Source organism: Paenibacillus sp. 01T47, assembly GCF_056398245.1.
Window position 1 is genome coordinate 1 of record NZ_JBFTPA010000020.1, and the last position, 26,576, is coordinate 26,576.

Here is a 26,576-nt window from a genome sequence, read left to right on the forward strand (position 1 = left end):
CCACAAACCAGAGTTACTTTTCCCCTATAAGCGCATATTTGTTCTTACAGCGAACTTTCGAGCGTGATCTCACGACGATTCCACTCATTAAGCACATATGTGTGCTTAACCACCACAAACCAGGGTTGCTTTTCCTCTATAAGCGCATATGTGTTCTTACAGCGAACTTTCGAGCGTACTCTCATGACGATTCCACTCTATAAGCACGTATAGGTACTAACGCACCACAGTCTCCTATTGTCGTCTCTTATATAGCGACGTTTTCTGCGAATAGCCGCACAGATCAAAAAAGGGTTTCCCATAAAGTCTAGTTAGACTCTATGAGACACCCATCTCTAGTGGATCATATTATTTGATTGCTGCGAAGAACAAACGCTCTGACTCGCTGTCAGCTGGCTTCAGCTCAAAATCTGCGTAACGGTCAACCGTTTTAAAGCCCGCACGGTACAGAGCTGACTCGATCCAGTCTGGATCGTAAGCGCGCTGCACATGTGATTCTTCAAACCGATAAAACTTTGAATCGCGGTCACGCGAGAATATCGTTAGGTTATGCTCAATCTCGCAGCGCTCCTCTTCAAAGTCGCATGTCCATATATAGGCTACATCACGCTCATCAAGCACAAAGGGCTGTTCTTCCGCATAACGAATGAGCTGCTTTGGCGGATGCATATCGAATAAAAAGGAACCGCCGCTGCGAAGGCCAGCATAGGTAGCGCGGAAAGCCGCCTCAATATCCTCTTCCTCCGTCAAGTAGTTCAAGCAATCACAAAACGAAATGACCGCATCAACGGGCTCTTGCAGCTCCCATTCACGCATATCCTGTTGCAGCCACCGAATCGAACCGGAGCGCGGTCTCGTAACAGCCTGAGGCGTCTCATCCCACTTGCTGCGTGCAACGGTAAGCATGTCCGATGACAAATCAATTCCATACACATGGAAACCCGAGCGTGCTAACGGAATCGAGATGCTCCCTGTACCGCAACCAAGATCTACGACAGTAGCAGGCATGCCATAGCGCGACCAGCCGGCCCTTGCGAAGCCCAGCCATTCTGCATAGGGCATATCCTCCATCAGCTGATCATAGACAGTAGCGAACTGTCCATAAGAGCGTGTCATTGCCCGTCAGCTCCTTCAGCTGAGGAGCCTGAAGCGTTCGCTTGCTCTCCTGCTTGCTCCGTCGTCGCATCAGACGGTTCAGCCAAATAAGTCCAGCTGCCTTTCTGAGTGACAAGCCTTTCTCTCATCAGCTTGCCTAAAGCGCGTTTGAAGGCACCTTTGCTAATCCCGAATTTTTGTTTAATAATGTCGGCATCCGTCTGATCAGAGTAAGGCATTCCACCGCCTGGTCGTTCTTTAATGAAGGCAAGCAGTCGATCAGCATCCTCCAAACGTCCTACTTCCTTACGCTGCGCCATGGAGAGGTTAGCTCTGCCATCCTCACGAATGAAAGTAACACGAGCGCTTACACGCTCACCAAGTCTAAGCGGACGGATTCGTTCTGCGCTTGGAATAAGCCCATAAACGCCAAACCCTACAACGCCGCCATCAATCATGACGAACGAGCCGAGCTGCAGCGTTTTTGTTACCCAGCCTTCAACCCATTGATTATTCCAGCTCTCAGGTGCATGGAAGACAAGCTCCGAGAGTTCCTCTTCAAAAGCAATTTTCGCTACGAGTCTTCCTATTTTGTCATGCTTCATCACAACAAATACTTCATCGCCAGGAAGAGGTCTGTACTCAATGCTCTCCGGCAGCTCCGAAAGCGGAAGCAGCAATTGTCTGCCAAGCCCCATTTCTAGGAAGCAGCCAAGCCTTGGATGAACGTCCGCTACTTTCAGGCGAGCAAGCTCACCTAGCTGGAGAAGCGGCTTCTTCATCGTAGCAGCCAATCGATCCTCGGAATCGTAAAAAATGAATACTTCTACTGCATCGCCGATTTTTGGCTTAGAGCCTACAAGCTCGGTATAATGCATGAGCACATCCGATTCTTCATCGCTCAAAAAATAGCCGTAGGGCGACACCTCGCGTGCCACCCTTAAAGTCAAAGTTGTTCCGGCTACAAAACTCATGCAAACTCCACAACCTTCGCATCGGACCATAGCCGCTCAATGTTGTAATATTCACGCTCATCGCGATGGAATACGTGAACGATAACGTCGCCGAGGTCAATCAGCACCCATCTTGCCGAATCCATACCTTCGATTCCGCGCACGCGATTGCCATTTTTCTCAGCTTGTTTCCGAATTTCTGTTGCGATAGCTTGTACTTGTGTATCCGAGTTACCGCTGCAAATGACGAAATAATCCGCCACCAAGGAAATTTCTTTTAAGTTCAAAGCAACAACGCGCACCGCTTTTTTGTCTTCTGCTGCTGCGACTGTGATTTGAAGCAATTGATCCGAATGTAACGCCATAGCTCAGCCTCCTGTTAAATATTATTCTAATAAACTATTTCTTGCTTCTATTGTTAGCGGAAATATTCGTTTTCCTTTTTCTAATAAGAAGGAAATTGTAGAGTTAAAGCCAGCAAGCAATGCTTGATCCAATGAATGCTCGCTAAGCTCGCGAATTTTGTCTACTCCTGGAAACTCTCGCCCTGGCTCCATATAATCGGCAAGGCAAACAATTTTCTCAAGTTTCGACATGCCGCGGCGACCAGATGTATGGTAGCGAATAGCGTCCAGCACTTCGGTGTCCGCCACACCAAATTCATGTTCGGCTACCCACGCCCCAACGGGTGCATGCCACAATTCTTTATCATAAAGTAAAAGCTCTGCTGGCAATGCTTGATCGCGAATGACCTTCTGCATACGATCGACATTCCAGTACTTAGAAACATCATGCAAAATGGCAGCAAGCTCAGCTCGTACAGCATCTTCGCCAAACCTATTAGCTAATATGACCGCAGTTTCCATAACTCCCTGTGTATGCAGCCATCTTCGCTCAGGCATTTCCGCTCTTACTTTTTCGATCATTTGCTCACGATTCATACAGGTTGTACCTCCTCATGTAGCTATTCACCGAATCAGGCACTAAGTATTGAACAGACTGCCCAGCTTTCACCTTGCTCCTAATCGCTGTTGAAGAAATCGCAATGGCAGGCATGTGAACCAAGCTGACCCGCTCCTGCAAAAAAAACGGCAGTGCGGATATATCGACCGGATTGCCTGGACGCTCTAATCCAATAAATGATATCCGAGCAGCTAGCTGCTCGATTTCATGCCACTTCGGCAGGTCGTTGATGCGATCTGAACCGATAATATAAGAAAAAGAATGGTTCGGATAACGCCCCTGCAGCTCTACGATCGTATCGTAGGAATAGCTCACACCACCACGCTGCAATTCAACATCAAGCGCTCGAAAGGCCTTGTTGCTCTCGATAGCATCGCATACCATTTCGTAGCGCCGCTCTCCGCTAACGCCTGGCTCATTCGCTTTGAGCGGTGGTCCGTATGACGGGATAAACCACACCTCGTCCAAGCCGCTCTGCTCTCGTGCAGTTTCTGCAGCAATCAAATGACCGATATGGATGGGATCGAAGGTGCCGCCCATAATTCCTATCTTACTCACTTGTTGAACGCCTCCCTATCAAGCAAAGTCGAAGCGTTAACAGCTATCGTGTCTTCTAGTATGCCCTTTATGACAAAAAGCTGCATTCGCCGCACAAGTCTCGGTCCATATTATTTGCGAGCAGCTGTAGGAAGCTCGATTTGTTTGTTGTCCTTCGATTCTTTGTACAGAACGATCGTTTTGCCGATCACTTGTACAAGCTCCGCGCCCGCTGATTTAGCAACTTCAACGCCGATTTCCTTAGGATCGTCTAGACAGTTGTTAAGAACAGAAACTTTGATAAGCTCACGCGACTCAATTGCCTCCTCGATATGACGAACGAGGTGATCGTTAGTACCGCCCTTTCCGACTTGGAAAATCGGTGTCAAATGATGAGCTAGCGCTCTTAAATATCGTTTTTGTTTGCCTGTAAGCATAATAAGTGTTCCTTCTTTCATCTCAATAATTCGTCTGTTTGATTGCTTCAATAAATAAGTTTAGCCTTGCAATGAAGCAAGTACCGTTTCGCGCATCGCTGTGACGGGTGCTGGCTGGCCTGTCCAATATTCAAAGGCATATGCGCCCTGATAAATAAACATGCCAAGCCCGCCATGAATGCGGCAGCCGCGCAGCTCTGCTTGCTGCAAAAATTTCGTTTTCAAAGGATTGTATATTAAATCACTTGCAACCGCGCCCAGCTTCAGCCAGCTTGCATCAATTGGCGTCTCCTCCGTATGAGGGAACATGCCTACTGATGTCGTGTTAATCACGATATCGGCTTGCTCGCATGCGGTTTGCAGCTCATCATTCGAAATCGCTTCAATATCTACTTTATTTTGCAATGAATCTGCAAGCTCTTTTGCCCGGTCTACGGAACGGTTGGCCACCGTAATTCGCGCAGGATTCTCGCTTGCTAGAGCATAAATGATGCCGCGGGCTGCGCCGCCTGCGCCGATAACGACGATTCGTTTCCCGGCAAGCTCACGCTCCGCTTCTTCCTTCAACGAACGCACATAACCAATGCCATCGGTATTATAACCGATTAGGCGGCCAGCGTCGTTGACAATCGTATTAACCGCGCCAATCGCCTGCGCGCTTGCATCGATCTCATCAAGCACGGACATAATGTCCAGCTTATGGGGGATCGTAACATTAACACCTCGAATGCCCATTGCACGAACACCAGCGGCAAAATCTCCGATACGATCACTCGTAACATGAAAAGCAGTGTATACACCGTTAATTCCCGTTTCCCGAAAGGCACGGTTCATCATAATAGGTGATTTCGAATGCCTTATCGGATCGCCGATGACGCCGAACAAAAGAGTATTGCTGTCAATCTGGTTTCCTGCGCTCATATTCGTCACAGTGAATTCCCCTTCCAAGTGACATGTGTTTAGATCATCGAGTCGCGAAGCATGACCTTAACGCCCTTCGGCGCATAGATGTCAATAACAGCTCCACCAGTACCGTTCACTTGTATCCAGCCAAGACCGGATATAAATACGTCCTTATTCAAGCCGCGCTTAACGCGAAGTGAATGCCTAGTCCAAGCAGGAATCGTTTCTAGTTCTTCAAGCGATGGTCCTCCGAGCAATTGTCCACGGTGATCTGCATACAACTCATCCGCCCGCTCCAGCTTCGTACGATGCATGTTGAGCGCGTTTGAAACATAGAACGTAAAGGATTGGCGATCACCCTCAACAAAATCGAATCGAACAAGGCTGCCAATAAACAGCGATTGACCTGAGTTCAATTGATAGACGAGCGGTTTAATTGGCTTGTCCGGCAATAGTGAGCCTAGGAAGCTCCGCGGTACAACTTCTGTCATACGTGTCGTATAGACGATACCTGGGGTATCAATAATCGCTTTCCCATCCTCAAGCGGAATATGAACGGCATCAAGCGTTGTTCCCGGATAACGAGAAGTAGTCAGCTCACGTTCCATATCGCTGTAATCTCGAATTAGACGATTAATCAAGGTTGATTTGCCGACATTCGTCGCGCCAACCACATAGACATCTCGGCCATTCCGGTACTGCTCAAGCGCTTCAATAACCCGCTCGAAGCCCATATTCCGCTTCGCGCTGCATAGGACCACATCGACTGTGCGCAGTCCCTCTTCCTTTGCTTGCTTCTGAACCCAATTCCGAAGTCGATTGACGTTCATCGCTTTCGGCAGCAAATCAATTTTGTTCACGACTAGCAGCACTGGATTGTTTCCGACAAAACGCTGCAAGCCCGAAATCAAACTTCCTTCAAAATCGTACAGATCGACAATATGCACAACGAGGCTATCCGTATTTCCGATGCTGCCAAGCAGCTTTAAGAAGTCATCCTGATCAACCGCTACGGATGAAGCTTCATTATAATTGCGAATTCGGAAGCATCGCTGGCAAATAACCGGTTCGCGACCGACAGCCGCCTCCGGCAAATAACCTGGCAAATCAGAACTTTTAATCTGAAGCGCCACTCCACAGCCCGCACATGATCCATATGCCTGACTAAGTTGTTGTTCCATCACTTTGTTTCCCCCTCATACCATAACCCTTTTTTCCTTAAACGCACTAACGCTATTCGTTCAATACGACGATTCACTCGTGTCATTATACCTTCATCAGCAGGAGCGATTGGTGTGACAAGGATGGTGTATAACCCCATACGGTTACCCCCAAGCACATCCGTCAGCATCTGATCTCCGATTACGACGGTTTCCTCAGGTGCAAGGCGGAGTACACTAAGCGCTCTCTTGAACGATTTGCCAGCTGGCTTGCGAGCAGCATGAATATATGGAATATTCAGCGGCGCAGCAAACTTCCCGACGCGTGTCTCGTTGTTATTGGATACGATAACAACCTGAAAGCCCCGAGAACGTACGTAATCAAGCCACTGCACAAGCTCAGGCGTAGCTAACGCCTCCTTGGCACCGACAAGCGTATTATCCAAATCCGTAATGATGCCGCGAACGCCTCTTGCATGCAGCTCATCTAAGTTAATTTCATATACTGTATTGACGCGCATATGCGGCAACAGCCGTTCAAACATAATGGATATCCCTCTGCTTTCTGCTTGCTATCTTACGAAACTATACCATACAAACTAAATTTGTTGCAAAAAAATACCGCTACCAATTTCTCTGGCGAGCGGTATTTGTTCGTATGTTATCTTAATTGATCAATGAGTGAGCGTACTTTAACGACGAATCGATCCGCTTCTTCGGATGACGCCATAACAGGGCTGTATTTTGCTTGCTCAAACCCATTCAGCACAATTTTAAAATCTTCACGCAGCCGCTTCTGATTTTGCGACCAGCGCAATACGGCCTCGCGCAGCGTCTCATGGTCTTCGCGCTCCATTCCACGCTTTTTGCAAATGCGCAGCAGCTTTTGCGTCTCAAGTACGATTCGATCATTTGTTGTGTATGATCCATGGCGGAGCTTTCTCCAAGAAAAGATAAGCTTGTCACGACGAATAATGAGCCATGCAATTGCAGCAACGATGAGTAGTGATATGGAGCTCCATAACCAAACCTGCGAGCTTGATGAGCCTTCTGTATCTCCTGCTGCTGCAGCATCGTTATCGCTTAGTTCCAGATCTGGCAAAGCAGCAACCTCTTCTTCAGGCAGCGTATACGGGAATGAGAAACCCGCTGTTGCTTCGAAAGGAATCCAGCCAGTACCTTCAAAATAAATTTCTACCCAAGAATGAGCATCTGAATTTCGAACCGTGTAGGTGCCTGCTCCGCTTGGATTTACTTCTTCCTCCCTGTAACCGCCTGGAGGGCCGAAGTCACTAGCTGGCAGCGCACCAGGAGCAAATCCTTTAACCCATCTCGTCGGAAGGCCTAAGCTACGCGCCATAACGGCCATTGAAGTGGAAAAATAATCGCAATAGCCTTCTTTTAGCTCGAACAGAAATTGATCAACGAAATCGCTGGTAGATCCTGTGAGCTTCGATTCATCGGGCAAATTATTATAGTTGTAATTGAGCCTTAAATACGACTCCAACAATCTAGCTTTATCATAATCATTAGCAGCCCCAGCGGTGACCTGCTCTGCAAGCTGCTTGACTCGATCCGGCAATGATTCAGGCAATTGCAAGTAAAATGAATGGCGTGAAGCCTCTCCCTTATCTGACCAGCCAGCTTTGGATGTCCTCAGCAGCGCTTCATCTAAAACAGGTACTGACGACGTAACCGAATACGTTTGCGGGTATTTGCGGTTTTGCATGGACCAGTTCAGCAGCCGCAGCTCGCCTGAGCTAGGCTCCCATCTCAAGCTGGTTGGAATAGCTGCCTCTTCATTTTCAATCCAATTGATCTTCGAAAGTGGTGCAGCAGCAAAAAGAACCGGATAAACATCCTTTCGAATCATTGTAACAATCTGATTGACTTGCTTAACCCCAGCTTTTGGCGGATCATCTAATGAAGGGAATACTTCTCCCTTTACAACTGAAATATTTTCTTCGCCAGCAAGCCTGGGACTTACATCAATCCATCCGTCACCCGTGTAAAAAGCTTTGGACTCCCCGCGCCAGTAGCTGCGATGCGAGGTCGTGACGGTCATCATCGGTGAATAATCAAATTCAAATCCACCACCAAGCTTATCGTCGCTTCGACTATATCCGGAGCTCGCATTGCCTGATCGGTTCGGCGATATCACATCTGTGCCCTTATCGCCTAAAAACACCTGAACCCTCTCCCCTTTAGCTTCCTTCCAGATCGTATAAGGATCCTGAAGAATAGGAGCAATTGAGGGCATATTCAATCCTACAATCATGAGAATAGATAAAACGAGTGCAATCGGCACCATTAATCGCAGCGGATACTCGATTAGCTCTTTCCAGCTATTCGGATGCTCGCGCTTCAGCCTCGACAAGTGGCCAGCGACCATCCAGAGCAAACCAATAAAGACGACCATCCCTACTTCATCCCACAGCCAGATCGGCGTAAAGGAATCTGCGATGGTTAACACCAAAATGCTTACGCCTACAAATCCGAACATTCGAACTCTTGTGATCGTCCATATTCCAAACAGCACGTAGAGCATAAGCATCGCCCCACTTATCCATATAAATGGATTAAGCTGAACGAGATGTACCTGCAGCCACCACAGCCACTCTTGCCAGCCCTGTGGACTTGCAACAATCCATTCCATTCTTGCCCATTGCGTTGTAATAAAAATAGCTGCCATTACTTGAAAAAGAAGCTTCAGAAATTTCCAGCGGGGAGGAAGCAATATATCAATTGCTGCCGCCGCAAATAAAGTGTAGTAGGCAATGGCGTACGTTTCGTCCCACCAATAACCTTCAAATATTGTAATTACATTCGCTAAAATAATGGCAATAAATATAGATCTCAGCTTCTCAAACCAGTTCGTCGTTAAATACACACCAATTGATTTCATCATTTGCTTCATGCAATTCCGCTCCCTTCCAATACCGTTGGGAGCTCTTGCAGCTGACGAACTTCAAATACAGGCCAGCCGCGTTCGCGCAATACACGTTTCCAAGAAGTATTATGGCTTAATAAATCAACCGACGAGGAGATATGAATCAAGCAAGGGGTAATTCCTTTGCGTGAGAGCCACTCCATGCTTCGAATGACATCCGCGCCAGTCTCAGGAGTAATGAGGACTGCAAAACTTCCGGCTTCAATCGTAGAATCAGCTTGCTGAAGCGACGGATACAAAGGCCTCGCTGCATTTGCATCTACAAAGGTTAAATGCCTCATCACCATATTTCGTTGATCAATGCCTGATTTGGGTGTAACGAATGTCATGGAGTCTCCAATGGAGAGCAGCCCCATTGCCGTATCACTTTTGAGACCGTTCTCGAGCAATGAAGCTGCAACGGATACGGCTAATTCGAAGCGAGTCGCGAGTTCACCTTTGTAGCTGCTTGAATGTCGATCAAGGATGACTAGCGTACGCGGCAATGACTCACGCTCGAAAGCTTTCGATTTCCACTCGCCCGTCTTCGCCGTCGCATTCCAATGGACACGTGACAAACGGTCTCCGTATAAATATTCACGAACGCCGTTAATTTGTGTCGTTTCCTTCGCTGAGCGTGACGCGATGGCATGAGAGTAAGGACCGCGAATCCCGCGCTGAATGCCATTCCACTGCCTAAGCGGAACTGTCTGAGGCAGCACATTAAGCACCGTCTCTGATCCGAATTTCCCTGAATGCTCGAACAAACCGAAAACATCATAAGACAAGCACTCTGTATGAGTAAATCGGTACTCGCCGCGCTGCAGCGGAGGCGTTTGATACACGACATGGCCCGCACGCTTCCAATTCGGCACGAAGGAAGTCTCGAATGCCAGCCTTTGTCCATTATGACGATGCAGCTGATCTCTAACAATGACGTATGGAAGCGGATAATAGCCAGGTATTTTCATGGAAAGGCTTACTTCTAGCGTGCTGCCTGCTGATAAAGATTGATCGATTGTTGTTGCTCCAGGCATCGCATACACTCTGCTGCCCGTCACCTTGTTAATTCCGCTCCACCTGCCAAGCACTAAATAAATAATTAATAAATTCAAAATCATGAAGAGCATCATCGCGGTTTTGCCGCCTTGAAATAAAAAGTAGAACAGACTGGTCAAATAAATGACTGCGACAAGCTGCATCCGCAGCTTCGAAGATTTGGCCGCTGTCATACGACTAACGCTCTAGCCGAACCGGTACTTTCGTGGACTGAATCACCTGCTCGATGATATCCTCCGCTTTAAGACCGTTCATTCTAGCTTCCATTCTCAGAAGAAGTCTGTGCGAAAGCACGTATGGAGCAAGTTCCTTCACATCATCAGGCGTTACAAACTGTCTCTGCTGAATATAAGCGCTCGCTTTAGCCGCTCTTGCCAGCGCTAGCGCTGCACGAGGACTTGCACCGAGCATTACATTCGCGTTTTCTCTCGTTCCTCTTATTAATGAAACTAAATATTTGCCTACGGCGTCATCAATATGCACCTTAAGCGCTTGGTCCTGAATTTGGATCATATCGGATATATTAATCATTTGCTGAATGCGATCAGATGGATGTATTCCTTCATTAGAGAGCACCATTTGCTGCTCATCTGTTTCACTTGGATACCCGAGCGACAGCTTCATCATGAACCGGTCCAGCTGCGCCTCCGGAAGCGTATAAGTGCCTTCAAATTCAATTGGATTTTGGGTAGCGAGCAAAACGAACGGACGAGGCAGCTCATATGTATCGCCATCAACCGTTACATGTCCTTCTTCCATCGCCTCAAGCAATGCAGATTGTGTCTTCGTTGTTGCGCGATTGATTTCATCGGCTAGCAATATATTGGCCATAATTGGACCCGGACGAAATAAAAAGGTTTCTTGTTTGGGATGGTAAATGGAAACGCCTGTTATGTCAGTTGGCAGCAAGTCGGGATTGCATTGTATCCGGCGGAACTGGCCGCCTATTGACTTTGCCAACGCTTTCACTAATTGTGTTTTGCCCGTGCCTGGCACGTCTTCAAGCAGAACATGTCCACCTGCAACGACGGCAATTAACAATCTTTGGATCTCTTCCTGTTTGCCGAGGATACAAGATTCTAAGTTTCGGAGAATAGTAGAACATAATTGCATGTCTGCAGGACGAATATCCATTTCATAACCTCCCGAAATAACGCATGAGTTAGTATTCAATACTACTATTTTACAGTACTTCCTTTACAGTACACAAATTTTTTCGCTACAAAAAAAATTGGAAGATCCCACAGGACCCTCCAACTTAAGTGTATAAATGGTTATCCTTTTGGCCTGACGACAAGTGCTGCCAAGAAGGAAAATATAATCGCTGCCGAAATGCCGGCACTAGTTACTTTAAAGATACCCGATATAACGCCAATCCAGCCTTGCGTATGCAATTCGGTTAATGCGCCGTGTACGAGGGCATTACCAAAGCTTGTTATCGGAACCGTAGCTCCCGCTCCAGCAAACTTGACGAGCGGTTCATATAAGTCAAAACCATCAACGATAGCGCCAATGACCACTAAGGTCGACATCGTATGGGCAGGAGTCAGCTTAAGAACATCAAACATCAGCTGACCGATCACACAAATTCCTCCACCAACTAAAAAAGCCCACAAAAAGATCATATATGCTTGCTCCCTCCTGCGCTAATGGCAACAGCATGTGCTATACATGGAATACTCTCGCCTTGCTGGAACGAGAGCGGCGATAATAATGCGCCCGTCGCCACGACTAAAATTCGGTTTAATTCGCCTTTCTTGATTCGTTTGAGCAGATGTCCGTAAGTAACGACGGCTGAACAACCACATCCACTGCCCCCTGCCTGTACCTTCTGCTTCTGAACGTCATATACCATAAGGCCGCAATCGCCAAACACTGTTTCGTTCATCGGAACGCCGTTTTTCATAAGCAATTCCTTTGCAATGGGATGCCCTACTCCAGCCAAATCACCCGTTACAATTAAATCATAATCACGAGGAGATCGGCCTGTATCGTTAAAATGGGCTTGTATCGTATCTACAGCTGCGGGCGCCATTGCAGCTCCCATATTAAATGGATCTGTGATGCCGAGATCTATGACTTTCCCGATGGTTGCACATTCCACGACTGGGCCGTCACCTTCTGCAGCGACAACAGCTGCGCCAGAACCCGTAACCGTAAATTGAGCGGTAGGCGGCTTCTGTGAGCCATATTCCGTTGGATAACGAAATTGCTTCTCAGCTGTGCAATTGTGACTGCAAGTGCCTGCCAGCACATGAGTGGCTGAGCCTGAATTCACGAAGAGCGATGCAAGCGCCAATGATTCCATCGAGGTGGAGCATGCGCCAAATACGCCAATGTACGGTACTCCTAGTGATCGAGCAGCAAAGCTATTGCTAATAATTTGATTCATGAGATCTCCGCCGACAAAAAACTGAAGCTGGTCGCGTTCGATGCCGGCATTTTGAATTGCAAACTCCGAGGCTTGCTCCAGCAGCAGCCGCTCTGCCTTCTCCCAGCTTTTTTGCTGCATGTCTAGCTCAGGATGGACGAGATCAAAATCGGCTGCAAGCGGACCATCTCCCTCATCAGGACCGACCACGGTCGCTTCGCCGATTATTACCGGGCGTTTCTCAAACCACCATGATTGTTTCCCTCGCAGCATATTACTGACCCCCAGTTCCGAGAATAAGATGAGCGATACCTACGAAGAAAGCTGCGACTGTACCGAAAACAATCACTGAACCAGCCAGCTTAAACATATTGCCGCCAACACCAAGCACAAGACCCTCGCTCCGATGCTCCAAAGCAGCCGAACACATGGAATTGGCAAATCCGGTTACAGGCACTGCTGAGCCAGCACCAGCCCATTGCGCAATTTTATCGTACACGCCTAGGCTCGTTAAAATAACGGATATCAAAATAAGCGTGGCAACGGTTGGATTGCTTGCCGCTTCTTCGCTCATTCCCATCAAATGGACATAAAGCTCCTGTATAACCTGTCCAAATACACATACTGCCCCGCCGAAAACGAATGCTTTCAAACAATTCCCAAGTACAGATCGAGGCGGCTCCATCGTTTTTGCGAACGATTGATATTCTTTTGGTGACATGGACATTTTTTTGTAATGACTTTTGCTTTTGGTCGCCACAAAACCATCCTCCTTTTCCGCTACGGTTTTTCTCTATGCCTGAAGCTAAAGTTCCGTAACCGCTTTGCTTTCTTCTGGTTCATTATTTGTAATAGCAGGTTGCAATATTCCAACACAAACAAAAACGCCATCAATGTCCTCTGGATGCTGCATCAGCTTTGACGGAGATATACAAGATAATCTGGAGCAAATAATATTCTTTCTTACATTAAAAAAAGGATTGCCCCCGACTAATGATTTAGTCGCAGGCAACCCTTTATTTAAAGAAATATGGCTAATAACAAAAGAACGAGTAAAACATACATTATGAGCACGAGCAAGCTCAATAAATGACGTTGCCGCTTCGTAGACAAAAGTGCAGCTCCCCTCACACCGGGCTTTTATCAACAGCATATGCCAAACACCCAGCTGCGGAGCTTATCCAGGGCGATTTCAATAACGATTTCAATAGGCAAATGTTTTATTGTTCAATAATCATAACGCCTTTAGCAGATAAGCTGTAAGTGCCGCTGACAATCTCACCCGTGAGAAGCTCTGTTCGCTGCTGAGCGCCAAGCTGAAGCTCAGAAGGCTCAGAGTTATGGTTCAAAATAAAAGTAAAGGATTTCCCATCTTTATTTCTGCGTGTTACTTCGACCCCTGTATGTACGGACAAGATTGGCTCAATCCCTTTGTCCTTGCATAGGTTCGTGAGCAGCGACTGCAGAAACTCTTTATCAGGACTGGAAGCTATATACCAAGCTTCCCCGCTGCCAAATTTATTAACGGTAACCGCTGGCATGCCTTTATAGAAATCTGAGCCGTACTCAGCAATAACCTCAGCACCTTCAGAATGGATCAAATCACATAGCAGACTGCATGTATAGGTGCCGCTGAGAGCCCCATCAACTTTTTTCATCACCATTTGGTTGTGTTGGCCTGGCAGCAGCGCGTCGATCTCCTCCGCCCAAATGCCAAGAACCTTGCGCAGCTTGCCTGGATAGCCGCCCGTAGTTACGAGATCATTCTCATTAACGATGCCGCTGAAAAAAGTCGTAATGAAGGTGCCCCCGCGCTCCACGAACGCTTCAACCTTCTCCGCAAAACCCGGTTTAATCATATACATAACCGGTGCAATGACGAGATCATATTGCTCGAAATTTTCTTCAATGCTGATCATATCGGTTTGAACATTCAATTCAAACAAGGCATCGTAATACTTATGAACCTCGTCCACGTATTTTAAAGCTACGCTTGGACCGCTGGATAGCTCAACTGCCCAGCGGTTTTCCCAGTCAAATACGATGGCTGCCTTTGCATCAATTCGCGAATCAAGCAGCTTATCTGAAAGCTTCGTCAGTTCATGACCAAGCTCCGCGCACTCACGAAACACGCGCGTATGCTCATGGCCCACATGCTCAATGACAGCGCCATGATATTTCTCGCATGCTCCGATCGAGCGGCGCAGCTGGAAGAACATGACGGTATCCGCGCCATGCGCTACTGCCTGATAGCTCCAAAGCCGCATGACGCCAGGGCGCTTCAAAGCGTTGTAGGCTTGCCAGTTCTGCTGGCTCGGCGTTTGCTCCATCAGCATAAAGGGCTGTCCACTTTTCAAACCGCGCATAAGCGAGTGCGTCATTGCTGTATAACTTACGGGAGTGTCGATCGACGGGTAATTGTCCCACGAGATGACATCCAAATGTTTTGCCCACTTGAAATAATCAAGCTCAGGGTAAGTACCCATCATATTTGTCGTAATTTGAATGTTGGGCGAGTGCTTGCGAATTTCTTCGTGTTCAATTAAATAACAATCAAGCAGAGCATCCGATTGAAATCTGCGATAATCAAGCGATATGCTTTGGAAGTTGGTTCGATTGCCGCCCCATTCCTCGCTAAGCGCATTAGGCGGTTCAATTTCATCCCAGTCATAAAAAGTATGGCCCCAGAAATTTGTATACCAAACCTTATTCAATTGTTCAATCGTGTGATAACGCTTTTGCAGCCATATTCGGAAAGCGTCGGCGCAGTTATCGCAATAACAGTAGCCGCCATATTCATTCGAAATATGCCAAGCGACAATCGCAGGGTGATCCTTATAACGCTCAGCCAGCTTCCCAGCGATGCGTCCCGAATGCTGCCGGTAGGTTTGGCTGCTCGGACAGGAATTGTGGCGTCCTCCAAATTTACGTTTGCGGCCCTCATAATCGACACGAGTGACATCCGGATATCTCTTCGCCATCCATGCCGGATGAGCCCCCGTACTTGTAGCAAGGCAAACAGCAATTTGGTCGCCATGAAGTCTGTCAATTATGTTATCCAGCTCAGTGAAATCATAGGTTTCTTCACTTGGTTGAATCCGCGCCCAAGAAAAAACGTTAACCGTTGCAACATCAATGTTCGCAAGCTTGAACATGCGAAGATCCTCTGTCATCGTCTCATCATCCCACTGCTCCGGATTGTAATCTCCGCCGTACCATATTTTCGGAAGTTTCTCGTTTATCATTTTTATTTCAATCTCCCTTCAGTTTATGTTAATTAACAGCAAGGGAGAGAGCTCATTAGATGAGCCCTCTCCCTGCCAATTCACTTTGAGTCTTATTTCGACCAAAGTTCCACACGATCCTGCACCATTTTTGTAAATTCAGCATTCAGTTTTGCTACACCTGCATCATCAAGATCTTTTAGAAATGCATCATAGATTTTATCGAAGTCTGCTGGTTTAGCAAGAATCGCTTCAGGGATACGTTTTTTCATAATATCTTGTGTTTTTTGGAAAATAACGTTTGCTTGCGAGCCCGTCTCGAACGGAAGTGTCCAAGCTGCGCCATATTTGCGAACAGGGAATGCATCGTCAGCAGGCCATAGGTCTCTGTACGTTTTCGCATTGTATTTCGCTAGCGTCTTCTTGTCTTCTTCGGAATAAGCCGTTTGAATTTGCTCAGGGAATGTCGTCGTATAGTAGTTTCCAGAAGGATCCTTCACGCCATCGCCGTAGCGAGCAGAAATCAAGTAGTTGCCAATACCTGTCGTTTTCTTGAATGTATTGCCGTCATTTGATTTTTGAGCTTGAACATCTGCAGGAATAACACGTTTTCCGCCTTCTACATTGTAATGCTTGCCTTCAATACCCCAGTTCACTAATACTTGACCTTCATCTGATGCAAGGTAATCAAGGAATTTGATTAAGCGTACTGGATCTTTGGCATCCTTTGTAATCCCAATTCCATAACCAGATAGGTAACCTGTGCCTTGGAAGGAGTGATCTTGGAATGTATCATTCAGCGTTACAGGAAAACGAGCGTAAGTTGATTTAAAATTGCCAGCTGCTTTCAAAGCGTTTTCTGCTTCGCCATAATCCCAGTTTTGGTCAATCAGTCCAAGCACACGGCCGGAAGCAATTTTTGATTTATATTGATCATATTTTTGAACGAAGCTTTCTTTATCAAGCAAACCGATATCGTTCATATGGTTCAGCCAACGGAAATACTCTCTTTCCTCAGGACGCTGGTAATGCATGATCGCTTCATGTGTGTCTTGATTAACGAAAAACTCGCCATCATCTGGAGCACCTGTTGCATAGAAAGCCGGGTTTGTAACTGAAATTAGAATTTGCCATTCACCGCCGTTAAGCGACATGCCGATTGTCGGCTGGCCATCAGCTGTTTTAGGGTTCTTCTCAATATAAGCTTTGATTGCAGCTTCATAGTCTTGTACCGTTTTGATTTCTGGATAACCTGCAGCTTCAAGCACTTGATGCTGCAATTGGAAACCGCCGCCTGCTTCGAAGTAGGTTTGTCCTACGCCGTCTTGAGGAAGCACATAAATCGCGTCGTCATCTTTGCTCCAACGAAGACGATTAAAGTATTCGCCGTAAATCTTTTTCAAGTTCGGTGCGTGCTCCTCAATCAAAGGTCGAAGATCGATCAGTGCGCCAGCATCAACCAGTTTGCCTGCGCTGCCTTTTGGCATAACCATATCTGGAAACTCGTCGCTTGCTACCATAAGGGCAAACATATCTGTGTCACTGCCGCCAACAGGGAATTCTTGCTTAATCGTAATGCCTGTTTTATCTACAATAAATTGCCCTACATCTGACTTCATATCATCCCAGCTCGGGTTCGCGTCGCCAGAAGCGATACGAATCGTAATCGGATCACCCTTCTCCGGCTCTGCTGCATTTGTTGGTGAATTCGTGGAATTGCCTGGCGCGTTCGTTTCTTTATTTTTGCCGCCTTCATTATTCGAATTGCCGCATGCCGTGACAAATACGAATACAAGTGCCAATACCAAGCTTAAAGCCATTTGCATTTTTCTTTTCATTGCTTGAAAGCCTCCCTTTTTCTCGTTCATCATGCTCGTGTATATAACAGGAAACCTGCTATTACCAATATTAACTTTTTACTGCGCCAAGCGTCATGCCTTTGACAAAATACTTCTGAAGGAAAGGATAAACTAGCAAAATCGGTACCGTAACGACGATCGTAATCGCCATCTTGATAGATTCCGGTGAAACCGACGCCAGCGTTTGCTGCGCATTAGGGTCACGGTAATTACTGCCCGTTTGCGTGGATAGCAGCACCTTCATCAGCTCATACTGCAGTGTCGTATTCTCTGGACTCCTATTATTGAACAAGTAAGTATCAAACCAAGCGTTCCAGTGTCCAACAGCAATATACAAAGCAATTGTAGCGAGTACAGGCTGACAAAGCGGAAGGATAACCTTCCAAAATATAGTCCAATCATTTGCCCCATCAATTTTGGCTGATTCTTGGAGTGCATACGGAAGCCCGTCAATATAAGAGCGGACGATGAATACGTTCCAAACGCTCAAAATAGCAGGAATGATGTAAACCGAAAACGTACCAATCAAACCTAAGTTTTTCATAAGCAGAAACCCTGGAATGAGACCGCCTGAGAAATACATCGTGAGTGCGAATACGACGGACATCCATCTTCTTGCTTGGAAGTCTGGACGACTTAAGGTGTAAGCCATCATGGATGCCGACAACACCCCAATGAGCGTTCCCAAAACGGTACGAATAACCGAGTTTTTGAAGCCTACAAGCAGTCCCTCAAAGCCGAAAATCGTCTCGTAATTTTTGAGTGTAAATTCGCGAGGGTATATAGTTAAACCGCCTCTTACCGTATCTACCGAATCATTAAATGATATCGCTAGTACATTCAGGAACGGATACAACGTTACGATAGCAACGATGATCATGAATACATAAATGCATGTGTCAAAAACTTTATCGCCTGTACTTCTTCTCATAGCTCCTTGCATGTACCGCACCTCCTATATGATTGATTCTTTGGTGACTCGTTTGTAAATTCCGTTCGCGATAAACACTAATAGGATGCTGACGACGGAGTTAAAGATACCGATTGCCGTACCATACGAATATCGGCTCATTTGAATACCGTACTTCAGCGCATAAAGATCGAGCACTTCTGAAAAATCGGATACAAGAGGATTTCCTAACAAAAACTGTTTCTCAAAGCCAATGCTGATTAAATGACCGATCGATAATATGAATAGCACCATAAAGGTTGTTCTAATTCCCGGTAATGTAATATGCCACATTTTGCGGAATCGGCCTGCCCCATCGACAGTCGATGCTTCATAAAGCTCAGGATCTATTCCCGCCATCGCAGCTAAAAAGATGATGGAATTCCAGCCCATTTCCTTCCACAAATCCGATAAGGTTACGACGCTCCAGAACCATTCACCCTTGGCCATAAACTGAATCGGCGTATCAATGATGTTAAGATACATCAATAATTGATTAATCGCACCGCCGTCTGTTGACAGCATCTTCGTTACAAGCCCCGCAACAACAACCCAAGATACAAAGTGCGGCAAATATGAAATGGTTTGTACTGAGCGCTTAAAAAACTGCCCTCTTATTTCATTCAGCAATAGAGCAAAAATAACTGGAATCGTAAACCCTACGATAAGCCCCATCGTACTCATTGCCAGCGTGTTTCGCAAAACGATATAAAATCTTTCGTCTTGAAACAGCTCTACGAAATTGTCAAAGCCTACCCATTTTTGTTTCAATATCCCGTTTTTCGGCTTATAATTCTGAAATGCGGTCAACCAGCCCCATACCGGCACATAGCTGAATAGGAAGATCCAGATGACGAACGGCAGCGACATCATGTACAAGTAACGCTGCTGGATGGCTTTGAACCAAAATCGATTCCTTTTGTTTGTCGCCCTTAACTGCTTAGGACTATCTGTTAGCGGTTTCATAGCTGCTCCTCCTACTGTTTCTGCTTCGTGCAAAAACGTCTTCGCAAGCTACCTTATGTGGTGAGTAGCTTACCCTCTCTTATCTGTACTTATCATAAACGATAGAACCTATCCTCCGGCACCCATATAATTAGACCTAAAATCATATGAAAATACGTTCTTTCAAGCGCTTTCATAACCGTTGGTTATATAAAAAAATAAAAAAACATCTAGCTCGCCAGCGACTCTATCAGTCCTGTGATATAGATGTTTGTATTAATAAGATTATAGGAACAACAGCTTCCTATTCCAAAGCCGTTCTACCAGAAATACTTTTAAAGGATGAGGGCGATACCCCTTTATACTTTTTAAATTTACTATGGAAATAATCAACATTCGCATATCCGACCCGTTCCGACACCTGATGAACCTTGAGCCCCTCCTGCAGCAGCTCAATGGCATGCTGGATTCGCACTTGATCCAAATACGTGTTGAAATGCTCACCCGTATAGTTTTTGAACATTTTGCCTAAATAGCCGCTATTGTAATTAAAAAGATCAGCCAGCGTTTCCAGCTTAATATTTTCGCTATAATGACGTTCAATAAAGTCAGTCATTTGTTTCATGACCGACAAGCTGTCTGATTTCGAAGTTTTCATCGCCAGCTCCGACAGACGGGTTTGCAGCTGCGCAATCATTTCCTCATAATGATGGGCAAGGTACAGGGCGGTAATCATCGACAGATCCTCATGAAGTGATAGCTGCGGATTAGACAAGGCCGCTTTATTTAGTACGATCGTGAGAAGCTGCGCCCAGCTCGATTTGACGAACGGCTCGGAACAATCATAAGCGATAATTTGATTGGACGCCTCCTGCATCGCGTTGTCCATTCCCTCTTTGCTCCCGATATCCAGCATATAATAAATCTTTTGAGCAAGGCTTTCGATTGATAATTGATTGCTAAGCTTAGCCTCCGCCTGCTGTCTTTCCTCGGCTAAAGACGCCATATGGATGAACTGTCCTTGCAGCATGAACCGCTGCTTCAATAAGTCGTGAATGGGCATGGACCATTTTTGCAGCTCCGCGGGTTCGCGAACGGGTTCGCTTGCCGCAGCTGCAAATTTCACCTTCGTTCCGCAGCATTCCTCGATCCACAGCTTCATTTGCTCGCGCGAGCCATTTTGGAGCATATAATCTTTAAGCAATATCCCAATATAAGGCTCGGCAGAAAAAACCCAGCCGATTTGCTTCTCTTCAACAATGTCTGTCAGCTTCTTCTTGAGCGTTGCATTCAGTGTAAGGGAATGTTCCCTGCTGTAGAGCTCGATCAACATCAGCTGGTAATATTTCGCAGGCTCACCCAATAATGTTTTCAGCTCGTGACTGTTAGCCGTATTTGCATCCAGCTTCCCGCTTGAGAGCTGATACAGCATCTCCTCACGCAGTAAAGCAACCGATTGCTCTGTGTTTTGGCGCTGCTCCGACTGACTTTGGAGCTGAGCAGAGACACGTTCGACATAGCTCTCCAGCTCATCTTCATCGATCGGCTTTAAAATATAACCATCCACATTATGCGCGATCGCTTGCTTAGCATAATTGAACTCCGCATAGCCGCTCAAAATTAAAAAATGACAGCTATTGTCTGTTTTCCTTATTTCCTCAATCGCTTGTAGTCCATCCATGCCAGGCATGCGGATATCAATCAGAATCAAATCAGGACTCAGCACGCCGTGCTTCTCGACTGCCTCGCGTCCATTGGATGCTGTCCCTGCGACGGCAAATCCGTATTTGCTCCAATCAACTAATGTTTGCAGTCCTTCTCGAATCATCGGTTCATCGTCTACAATGAGTACTTTATGCAAGCGAATGACCCCCTATTGGAATTTCAAAAGTAATGCGTGTACCCGCTCCAAGCTCGCTCTTCAGCGTCAAGCCATATCCGTCCCCATAGATCATGACCAGCCGCTGATGGACATTGCGCAGCCCGATTCGGTATTCTTCCTCTTCTTCCATATCATGCAGCGATTCATTGATTTCATTAATCTTTTCATCGCTGATTCCTACGCCATTGTCGGATACCTCAACCCGAAGCATATGATCACTGACCTCTGTCTTTAACCATACGAATCCGCCCTCAGCAACATTTTCAAGACCATGCACAACAGCATTCTCGATGAGAGGCTGAATAATAAGCGGCGGAATTTCGATCTCCTGACCGTTAGCATCGATATCCAGGCGAAACGTCAATCGATCGTTACCGTATCTGAATTTTTGAATTTCCAAATAGCAGCGCACCATTTCGAGTTCATCCTTTAATGCAATTTTGCGCGCGCCTATTTCTAAATTTCGACGAATCATTTTACCAAGCATACGAACGATTGAAGAAATCTCTGTCTCGCCCTTGATATGAGCCTTCATTCGAATCGATTCAAGCGCGTTAAACAAAAAATGAGGATTGATTTGGCTGGCCATCATTTTCAGCTTAATTTCCTTTTGTCTAAGCTGCAGCTGGGCCTGTTGTTTATGCGATTCCGCTACCTCGTCCATTAAGCCGCGAATACTTACGACCATGTTGTTGAATTGCTTGGACAGGATGCCAATCTCGTCATTGCCTGTCACATGCGAAATCACGTTCAAATCTCCCATCGCTACTTTGTTCAAATCTTTATTCAGGACCAGCATCCGCTTCGATATAATCGCAGAAAAAATATAAATCATAACGAAGGCTATAACTAAGCTTAGCAAAATAATGCCTAGCCCAAGCAAGCTTATGCGATTAGCTCCACTTACAATACTATCAATTGTAAATACAGATACGATTTTCAACCGATTAAAGCTTGATTCAGGCTGAAGATCCTCGATAACAATTTTCGAAGGTTTTCCTTCGTATTTGAATTCATAGGTGCCTGCTGCTTTATTCGTCAGTTTACTGGCAAAGTCTAATTCAGAAATATTTTTACCTACCCATTCGGGGTTTTTCGCTGCAATCATATAACCATTGTCATCAATAATCATCGTATCAAACGGCTCTTGGCTAATCATCGCATTAAGCTCATCCTGATTCACGCCTATCACTAGTACGCCGCTTGTCCGATATGTTGGGAACGTGATCTTCCGAATCAGACTCAAATAACGGCGGTTATTTTTGGTTTCATCCTTAATGTATTCCCAGTGAATGCCGTCGCGCTTCATTGCTGACTTATACCAGTCTGTTTCCGCAATGGGATCGGTAACTTTCAGAAACTCCCAATTGTCGAGTATCGTCATATTCGTCGTATAAAAGCGTATGTTGTAGACTTCACTGTATAGTTTAATGTAATCTTTAAAATCACGGTAATCCCAAAACGCCTTAACGACATCAAACGTGGAGCTGTATTGCGTGTTGACGACGTTCGTTAACCTGCTATCGACCAGCAGCTTGTCGGAAATTTCGATTGGCATGCGTATAATATCCAAGGTCTGCTTCTTAATTCGCTCGACGTTATTCGTAATTTGCTGGGTCGCTTGATCAAGTACATTTTGCCTAAAAGCGACGGTAAGAAAAATGCCTACGATAAGCACCGGTACAAAAACAACGAGAATAAAAGAAATAATAAGTTTCTTTTTGATTCGAATATTGTTCATTCTTTGCCCCATTGTTCGAATGCTCTTCTTCATACAAACGGTTCCTCCTTAAAGCTTTGCGCAGCAAACTTCATTCGTTAGTATCGGCTGAGGTAAGCGTTTACTTTTTCGCGTAAAATTTTAAGGCATCTACATTATAATGCTGGTAATCTGCCGTGCCTACATCACTAATTCAATATTTTATCATATGAAAATTAGACAAAATGGAAGCGCTGCCTATACGATGCAAAAATCCCGCTCTTAAGAGAGCGGAATTCGGTAGGATGAGTGCTCTTCAACGATATGCTCGCCTTTGTTGTACAACCATTTGAAAGCAAAACGATCGCCTTCATAATTTGTTCTGCTGCGAATATCCGGCACAATAACCGTTTCAAAATGATCGATGATCGTCTGCTGAAGCGAGGCAAGGCGTTCTTCATTCGCATCCGCCTGCTGCGCTGCTTCCTCTTCCGATTGTGCGGTCTGCGAGAAGTAAGCAACTGCTGCCTCCCGATCGCTAATGGATTCAGGCAAAGGATGTCCTGACCCCCGGAAAATTTCTTTCACCGTATTTATCCAATCTTTATACAAGTTGATTTCAATGTCGTTTGCCATATGGACTAGCTCCTCTGTCGATGCTCATTGTTCATTTAAAGAATAAAGCGGCATTACATAAAAAGCAACCATAACCGCAAAAACGGAGCTGCAACAAGCGCTATACAGCACCTGAAGACAGCTCCTTATGAAGTTGCTCTTATTATTGAAAGCGGAAGAAGCTCAGCTTCACACTTTCCGTCAAACCAATAACCAGATCACCTCTCAGCTTGCAGCTTGGCAGATCAATACGAATCGTTTGCCATTCTTGCTCACCGCTTGATTCAACCGAGCATGAGCCTCTAAAAACAGCGGCCGGGCTGATCATCTGAATAGACAACTCTCCGCCTTGAGCGCCGCCGCAAACGCGAGCTTCAAATACACTTGGGCCGTTTGACCAATCAACATCATTAAATTTGATCCAGCCCTCTGCTTGCGATAAACGGACTGCCGTTCCGCCTTCCTTGCTCTCATCCAAATAAACATGCGCATAATCATCATAGTTTTCCGCGCGCGTCTGCAAGGATAACTGACGTTGTGGAATGGTCTCGCCTTCGATTGTTATTGTACCCTCAGTAAGGAGATGTGCAGAGGAGGCACCAGCTGCAAACGTATAAGCCGCCGATTCAAGGCAGAAACGGTCCCGTGTTACATCCCAAATAGCAAGCTCTTCTGCTGGAACTACAAGTTCTACTTGCTTCGTCTCTCCAGGCTGGAATGCAATCCGCGTGAAGCCAACCAGCTTCTTAAGCGGACGCTGTACCCTTGAGCCCTCCACTCGTACATATAATTGGACAACCTCATCCGCTGCGATGTCGCTCTCATTTGTAACCTGCAGTTTCACCGTTACACTGCCGTTCATACTCGCAGCGTTATTCGTAATCTCAAGCGGACCGTATCGGAATGAACCGTAGCTAAGACCATAACCAAATGGATACAACGGTTCACCATCGAAATAAAGATATGTTCGTTTTCCTTTCAAAATATCATAATCCATTAGATCGGTTAACTGCTCTTCTGATTTGTACCAAGTCATATTCAAGCGTCCAGCCGGCGAATAATCACCGAATAAAACGTCAGCAATGGCATTGCCCAGCTCTTGACCCGCATGTGATAAATAAACAATCGCTGGAACTTGCTCGTTTACTTTATTAAGTGCAAATGGGTAACTTCCAATAACTACGACGACCGTGTTCGGATTAGCAGCGAATACCGCGCTAATTAATTCATTTTGCGAAGCGGCAAGGTCAAGGCTTGGACGATCGATTTCTTCTTTCCCGTTAATAAGCGGATTATTGCCTACGAAAACAATTGCCGTTTCTGCTGCTTTGGCTGCAGCTGCCGCTTCTGCAATTCCGTTCGTAATGACATCTTTAGAGAACAGCTCGCTTGCTCCAATATCCGCTAATTCCGTAACTTGAAGGGAATCTGGGCCGCCATTAGGAGCAGTGACCAGCTTGCCGTTCCAAGTTCGTATCGCAAATTTCTCTTCGGATTGCTCATCAAGCTTGAACACTTCCTTCACATACCAGCCAAAAGCTTCGCTTGCAGCTGCTGCAATGTTGACATCATCTGCGCTTGTAAGCAGCTTGCCGGAATCCATGCTCTCTAGCGTATAACTGCCCCAGCCCCAATCCGTCACCTCAAATGTATCGCCTTCCTCATCCAAATCAGTCGCTTGCAGGCGGTTTGCATGGTCTGTGGATGTGCGCAATACTTTTCCATTCGCAGCTGATTTCAATCGAACGCGATCATTGCCGCTGCTGAATGTTACTTCTTTGCCGGCAAGCTTGCTCTTGATGCCTTCAAGTGGTGTTACTTTGTACGGCAGTGATCCAGAGTACCAGTCTCGGTATACAACGTCAGCAAGCGGCCCGATCACTGCTACACGGCTTAACTTTTCTTTATTCAACGGCAACGTTTTGTTCTCATTTTTGAGCAAAACAATCGACTCTTGTGCAGCTCGCAGCGATAATTGTCCATGCTCCGGCGCACATAGTTTCGATTCCGGCATATCCGCGTATGGATTCCCTTCAGCGGGATCGAACTCTCCTAAGCGGAAACGTACACGGAAGGTGTTAATGAGTGCTTTATTCAAATCCTGCTCTGACAGCAGCCCTTCTGACAAAGCTTCGCGAATAGCCGCACATGATTTTTCTTTATCATCCGTTATGCTGTCGATGCCTGCTTTGATGGAATGAGCTACTGCCTCCTTATAAGAATCATAATAGTGATGATCGTTGACGATACCAAGCAAATCTCCCGCATCGCTGACGATGAAGCCGTTCATGCCCCATTCCGCTTTCACTACTTTGTTTACATCCTCGTGCAAAATAGTAGGCGTGCCATTAACCGAGTTGTACGAGGTCATCATCGAATGAGCGCCGCCCTTGACGAAAGCAGGCTTGAACGCTGCTTGATAATATTCCTTCATATTGCGCGGATCGATGCTTGCCGAGCAGCTGCCGCGATTGATTTCATTGTTATTGCCGATAAAATGCTTCAAGGTCGCTACCGCTTTAAAGTACAGCGGGTGATCGCCTTGAATGCCCTGTACCAGCGAGGCTGTTAGCTCACCTGTCAGCTTAGGATCTTCTCCATAAGCCTCTTCTGTTCTTCCCCAGCGCGGATCTCGCTCCATATCCACCGTTGGCGCCCACAGCGTCAAGCCGTTGATGGCCGGGTTTCGCTGAAAGTAAACGCGTGCTTCGTCACCGATTGCAGAACCTACTTCCTTCAGCAGCACGGGATTCCAAGTGCAGCCAAGCCCGATGGGCTGAGGGAACGTGGTCGCTTCGCCTAACCACGCCATTCCATGAGCTGCTTCCGTCCCATGTTTGTACGGCTTTACGCCTAATCGCTTTATTTCAGGCTGGTATTGAACCATCGATTCAATTTTCTCAGCTAGCGTAAAACGTGAAACAAGATCGGTTACCCGTTCTTCAAGCGGAAGCTCTAAATTTTCAAATGGAAAACGTATACTGGTCGTCATAACG

The 26,576-nt window shown here is 46.2% G+C and carries 24 protein-coding genes; all 24 read right to left on the reverse strand.

Annotated features, from left to right (window positions below):
- Nucleotides 1-348: 348 nt before the first annotated feature.
- The 24 genes from AC1DOV_RS28015 to AC1DOV_RS28130 all read right to left on the reverse strand — a co-directional run bounded on the left by AC1DOV_RS28015 (nt 349) and on the right by AC1DOV_RS28130 (nt 26,572).
- A complete protein-coding gene (locus tag AC1DOV_RS28015; RefSeq protein ID WP_076270065.1) occupies nt 349-1,116 on the reverse strand; it encodes a class I SAM-dependent DNA methyltransferase in 768 nt (255 codons plus the stop codon).
- Nucleotides 1,113-2,069, reverse strand: a complete 957-nt coding sequence (locus AC1DOV_RS28020; protein WP_339208547.1) for a CvfB family protein — start codon at nt 2,067-2,069, stop codon at nt 1,113-1,115. Before AC1DOV_RS28020 ends, AC1DOV_RS28015 begins: the two co-directional genes overlap by 4 nt.
- Entirely contained in the window at nt 2,066-2,413 is a 348-nt protein-coding gene (gene rsfS / locus AC1DOV_RS28025) for a ribosome silencing factor (protein WP_054027809.1), read from the reverse strand. The genes AC1DOV_RS28020 and rsfS overlap by 4 nt, the downstream gene beginning before the upstream one ends.
- A 21-nt stretch (nt 2,414-2,434) precedes the next feature.
- A complete protein-coding gene (gene yqeK, locus AC1DOV_RS28030) occupies nt 2,435-2,989 on the reverse strand; it encodes a bis(5'-nucleosyl)-tetraphosphatase (symmetrical) YqeK (protein ID WP_477551591.1) in 555 nt (184 codons plus the stop codon).
- On the reverse strand, nt 2,979-3,569 hold the full coding sequence (gene nadD, locus AC1DOV_RS28035) for a nicotinate-nucleotide adenylyltransferase (RefSeq protein ID WP_477551592.1): 591 nt from the start codon (nt 3,567-3,569) through the stop codon (nt 2,979-2,981). The genes yqeK and nadD overlap by 11 nt, the downstream gene beginning before the upstream one ends.
- 110 nt (nt 3,570-3,679) lie before the next feature.
- On the reverse strand, nt 3,680-3,985 hold the full coding sequence (yhbY, locus tag AC1DOV_RS28040) for a ribosome assembly RNA-binding protein YhbY (RefSeq protein ID WP_076270069.1): 306 nt from the start codon (nt 3,983-3,985) through the stop codon (nt 3,680-3,682).
- 60 nt (nt 3,986-4,045) lie between these two features.
- Complete coding sequence (gene aroE, locus AC1DOV_RS28045) at nt 4,046-4,906, reverse strand: shikimate dehydrogenase (RefSeq protein ID WP_475449568.1); 861 nt, start codon at nt 4,904-4,906, stop codon at nt 4,046-4,048.
- Between the two features lie 38 nt (nt 4,907-4,944).
- Nucleotides 4,945-6,069 carry a ribosome biogenesis GTPase YqeH gene (gene yqeH / locus AC1DOV_RS28050; protein WP_076270070.1) on the reverse strand — a complete coding sequence of 375 codons (1,125 nt, stop codon included), beginning with the start codon at nt 6,067-6,069 and terminating at the stop codon, nt 4,945-4,947.
- Nucleotides 6,069-6,593, reverse strand: a complete 525-nt coding sequence (locus AC1DOV_RS28055) for a YqeG family HAD IIIA-type phosphatase (protein WP_076270071.1) — start codon at nt 6,591-6,593, stop codon at nt 6,069-6,071. Before AC1DOV_RS28055 ends, yqeH begins: the two co-directional genes overlap by 1 nt.
- A gap of 116 nt (nt 6,594-6,709) precedes the next feature.
- Complete coding sequence (locus tag AC1DOV_RS28060; protein WP_477511207.1) at nt 6,710-8,965, reverse strand: transglutaminase domain-containing protein; 2,256 nt, start codon at nt 8,963-8,965, stop codon at nt 6,710-6,712.
- The gene (locus AC1DOV_RS28065; RefSeq protein WP_339208542.1) at nt 8,962-10,209 is read right to left on the reverse strand and encodes a DUF58 domain-containing protein; all 1,248 of its coding nucleotides are present in this window, start codon (nt 10,207-10,209) and stop codon (nt 8,962-8,964) included. The genes AC1DOV_RS28060 and AC1DOV_RS28065 overlap by 4 nt, the downstream gene beginning before the upstream one ends.
- Before the next feature lie 4 nt (nt 10,210-10,213).
- Nucleotides 10,214-11,170 carry an AAA family ATPase gene (locus tag AC1DOV_RS28070; RefSeq protein WP_076270074.1) on the reverse strand — a complete coding sequence of 319 codons (957 nt, stop codon included), beginning with the start codon at nt 11,168-11,170 and terminating at the stop codon, nt 10,214-10,216.
- 140 nt (nt 11,171-11,310) lie between these two features.
- Nucleotides 11,311-11,661: a stage V sporulation protein AE gene (gene spoVAE / locus AC1DOV_RS28075; protein WP_076270075.1), complete on the reverse strand. Its 351-nt coding sequence runs from the start codon at nt 11,659-11,661 to the stop codon at nt 11,311-11,313.
- Entirely contained in the window at nt 11,658-12,680 is a 1,023-nt protein-coding gene (gene spoVAD / locus AC1DOV_RS28080) for a stage V sporulation protein AD (RefSeq protein WP_076270076.1), read from the reverse strand. Before spoVAD ends, spoVAE begins: the two co-directional genes overlap by 4 nt.
- Nucleotide 12,681: 1 nt before the next feature.
- Nucleotides 12,682-13,167 carry a stage V sporulation protein AC gene (spoVAC, locus tag AC1DOV_RS28085; RefSeq protein WP_076270077.1) on the reverse strand — a complete coding sequence of 162 codons (486 nt, stop codon included), beginning with the start codon at nt 13,165-13,167 and terminating at the stop codon, nt 12,682-12,684.
- Between the two features lie 45 nt (nt 13,168-13,212).
- Entirely contained in the window at nt 13,213-13,560 is a 348-nt protein-coding gene (locus AC1DOV_RS28090) for a hypothetical protein (protein ID WP_441882152.1), read from the reverse strand.
- A gap of 67 nt (nt 13,561-13,627) precedes the next feature.
- A complete protein-coding gene (locus AC1DOV_RS28095; RefSeq protein WP_477551593.1) occupies nt 13,628-15,652 on the reverse strand; it encodes a beta-galactosidase in 2,025 nt (674 codons plus the stop codon).
- Nucleotides 15,653-15,744: 92 nt separating this feature from the next.
- Nucleotides 15,745-17,469: an ABC transporter substrate-binding protein gene (locus AC1DOV_RS28100; RefSeq protein WP_339208536.1), complete on the reverse strand. Its 1,725-nt coding sequence runs from the start codon at nt 17,467-17,469 to the stop codon at nt 15,745-15,747.
- A 70-nt stretch (nt 17,470-17,539) separates the two neighbouring features.
- A complete protein-coding gene (locus AC1DOV_RS28105; protein ID WP_430061753.1) occupies nt 17,540-18,433 on the reverse strand; it encodes a carbohydrate ABC transporter permease in 894 nt (297 codons plus the stop codon).
- 12 nt (nt 18,434-18,445) lie between these two features.
- Entirely contained in the window at nt 18,446-19,405 is a 960-nt protein-coding gene (locus AC1DOV_RS28110) for an ABC transporter permease (protein WP_477551594.1), read from the reverse strand.
- Between the two features lie 283 nt (nt 19,406-19,688).
- Nucleotides 19,689-21,245, reverse strand: coding sequence for a response regulator transcription factor (locus AC1DOV_RS28115; RefSeq protein ID WP_477551595.1), 1,557 nt, complete (start codon nt 21,243-21,245; stop codon nt 19,689-19,691).
- The gene (locus AC1DOV_RS28120; protein ID WP_477511212.1) at nt 21,238-23,040 is read right to left on the reverse strand and encodes a cache domain-containing sensor histidine kinase; all 1,803 of its coding nucleotides are present in this window, start codon (nt 23,038-23,040) and stop codon (nt 21,238-21,240) included. Before AC1DOV_RS28120 ends, AC1DOV_RS28115 begins: the two co-directional genes overlap by 8 nt.
- A 207-nt stretch (nt 23,041-23,247) precedes the next feature.
- Nucleotides 23,248-23,601 carry a hypothetical protein gene (locus tag AC1DOV_RS28125; protein ID WP_477551596.1) on the reverse strand — a complete coding sequence of 118 codons (354 nt, stop codon included), beginning with the start codon at nt 23,599-23,601 and terminating at the stop codon, nt 23,248-23,250.
- 142 nt (nt 23,602-23,743) lie between these two features.
- Nucleotides 23,744-26,572 carry a glycoside hydrolase family 3 C-terminal domain-containing protein gene (locus AC1DOV_RS28130; RefSeq protein ID WP_477551597.1) on the reverse strand — a complete coding sequence of 943 codons (2,829 nt, stop codon included), beginning with the start codon at nt 26,570-26,572 and terminating at the stop codon, nt 23,744-23,746.
- Nucleotides 26,573-26,576 lie beyond the last annotated feature (4 nt).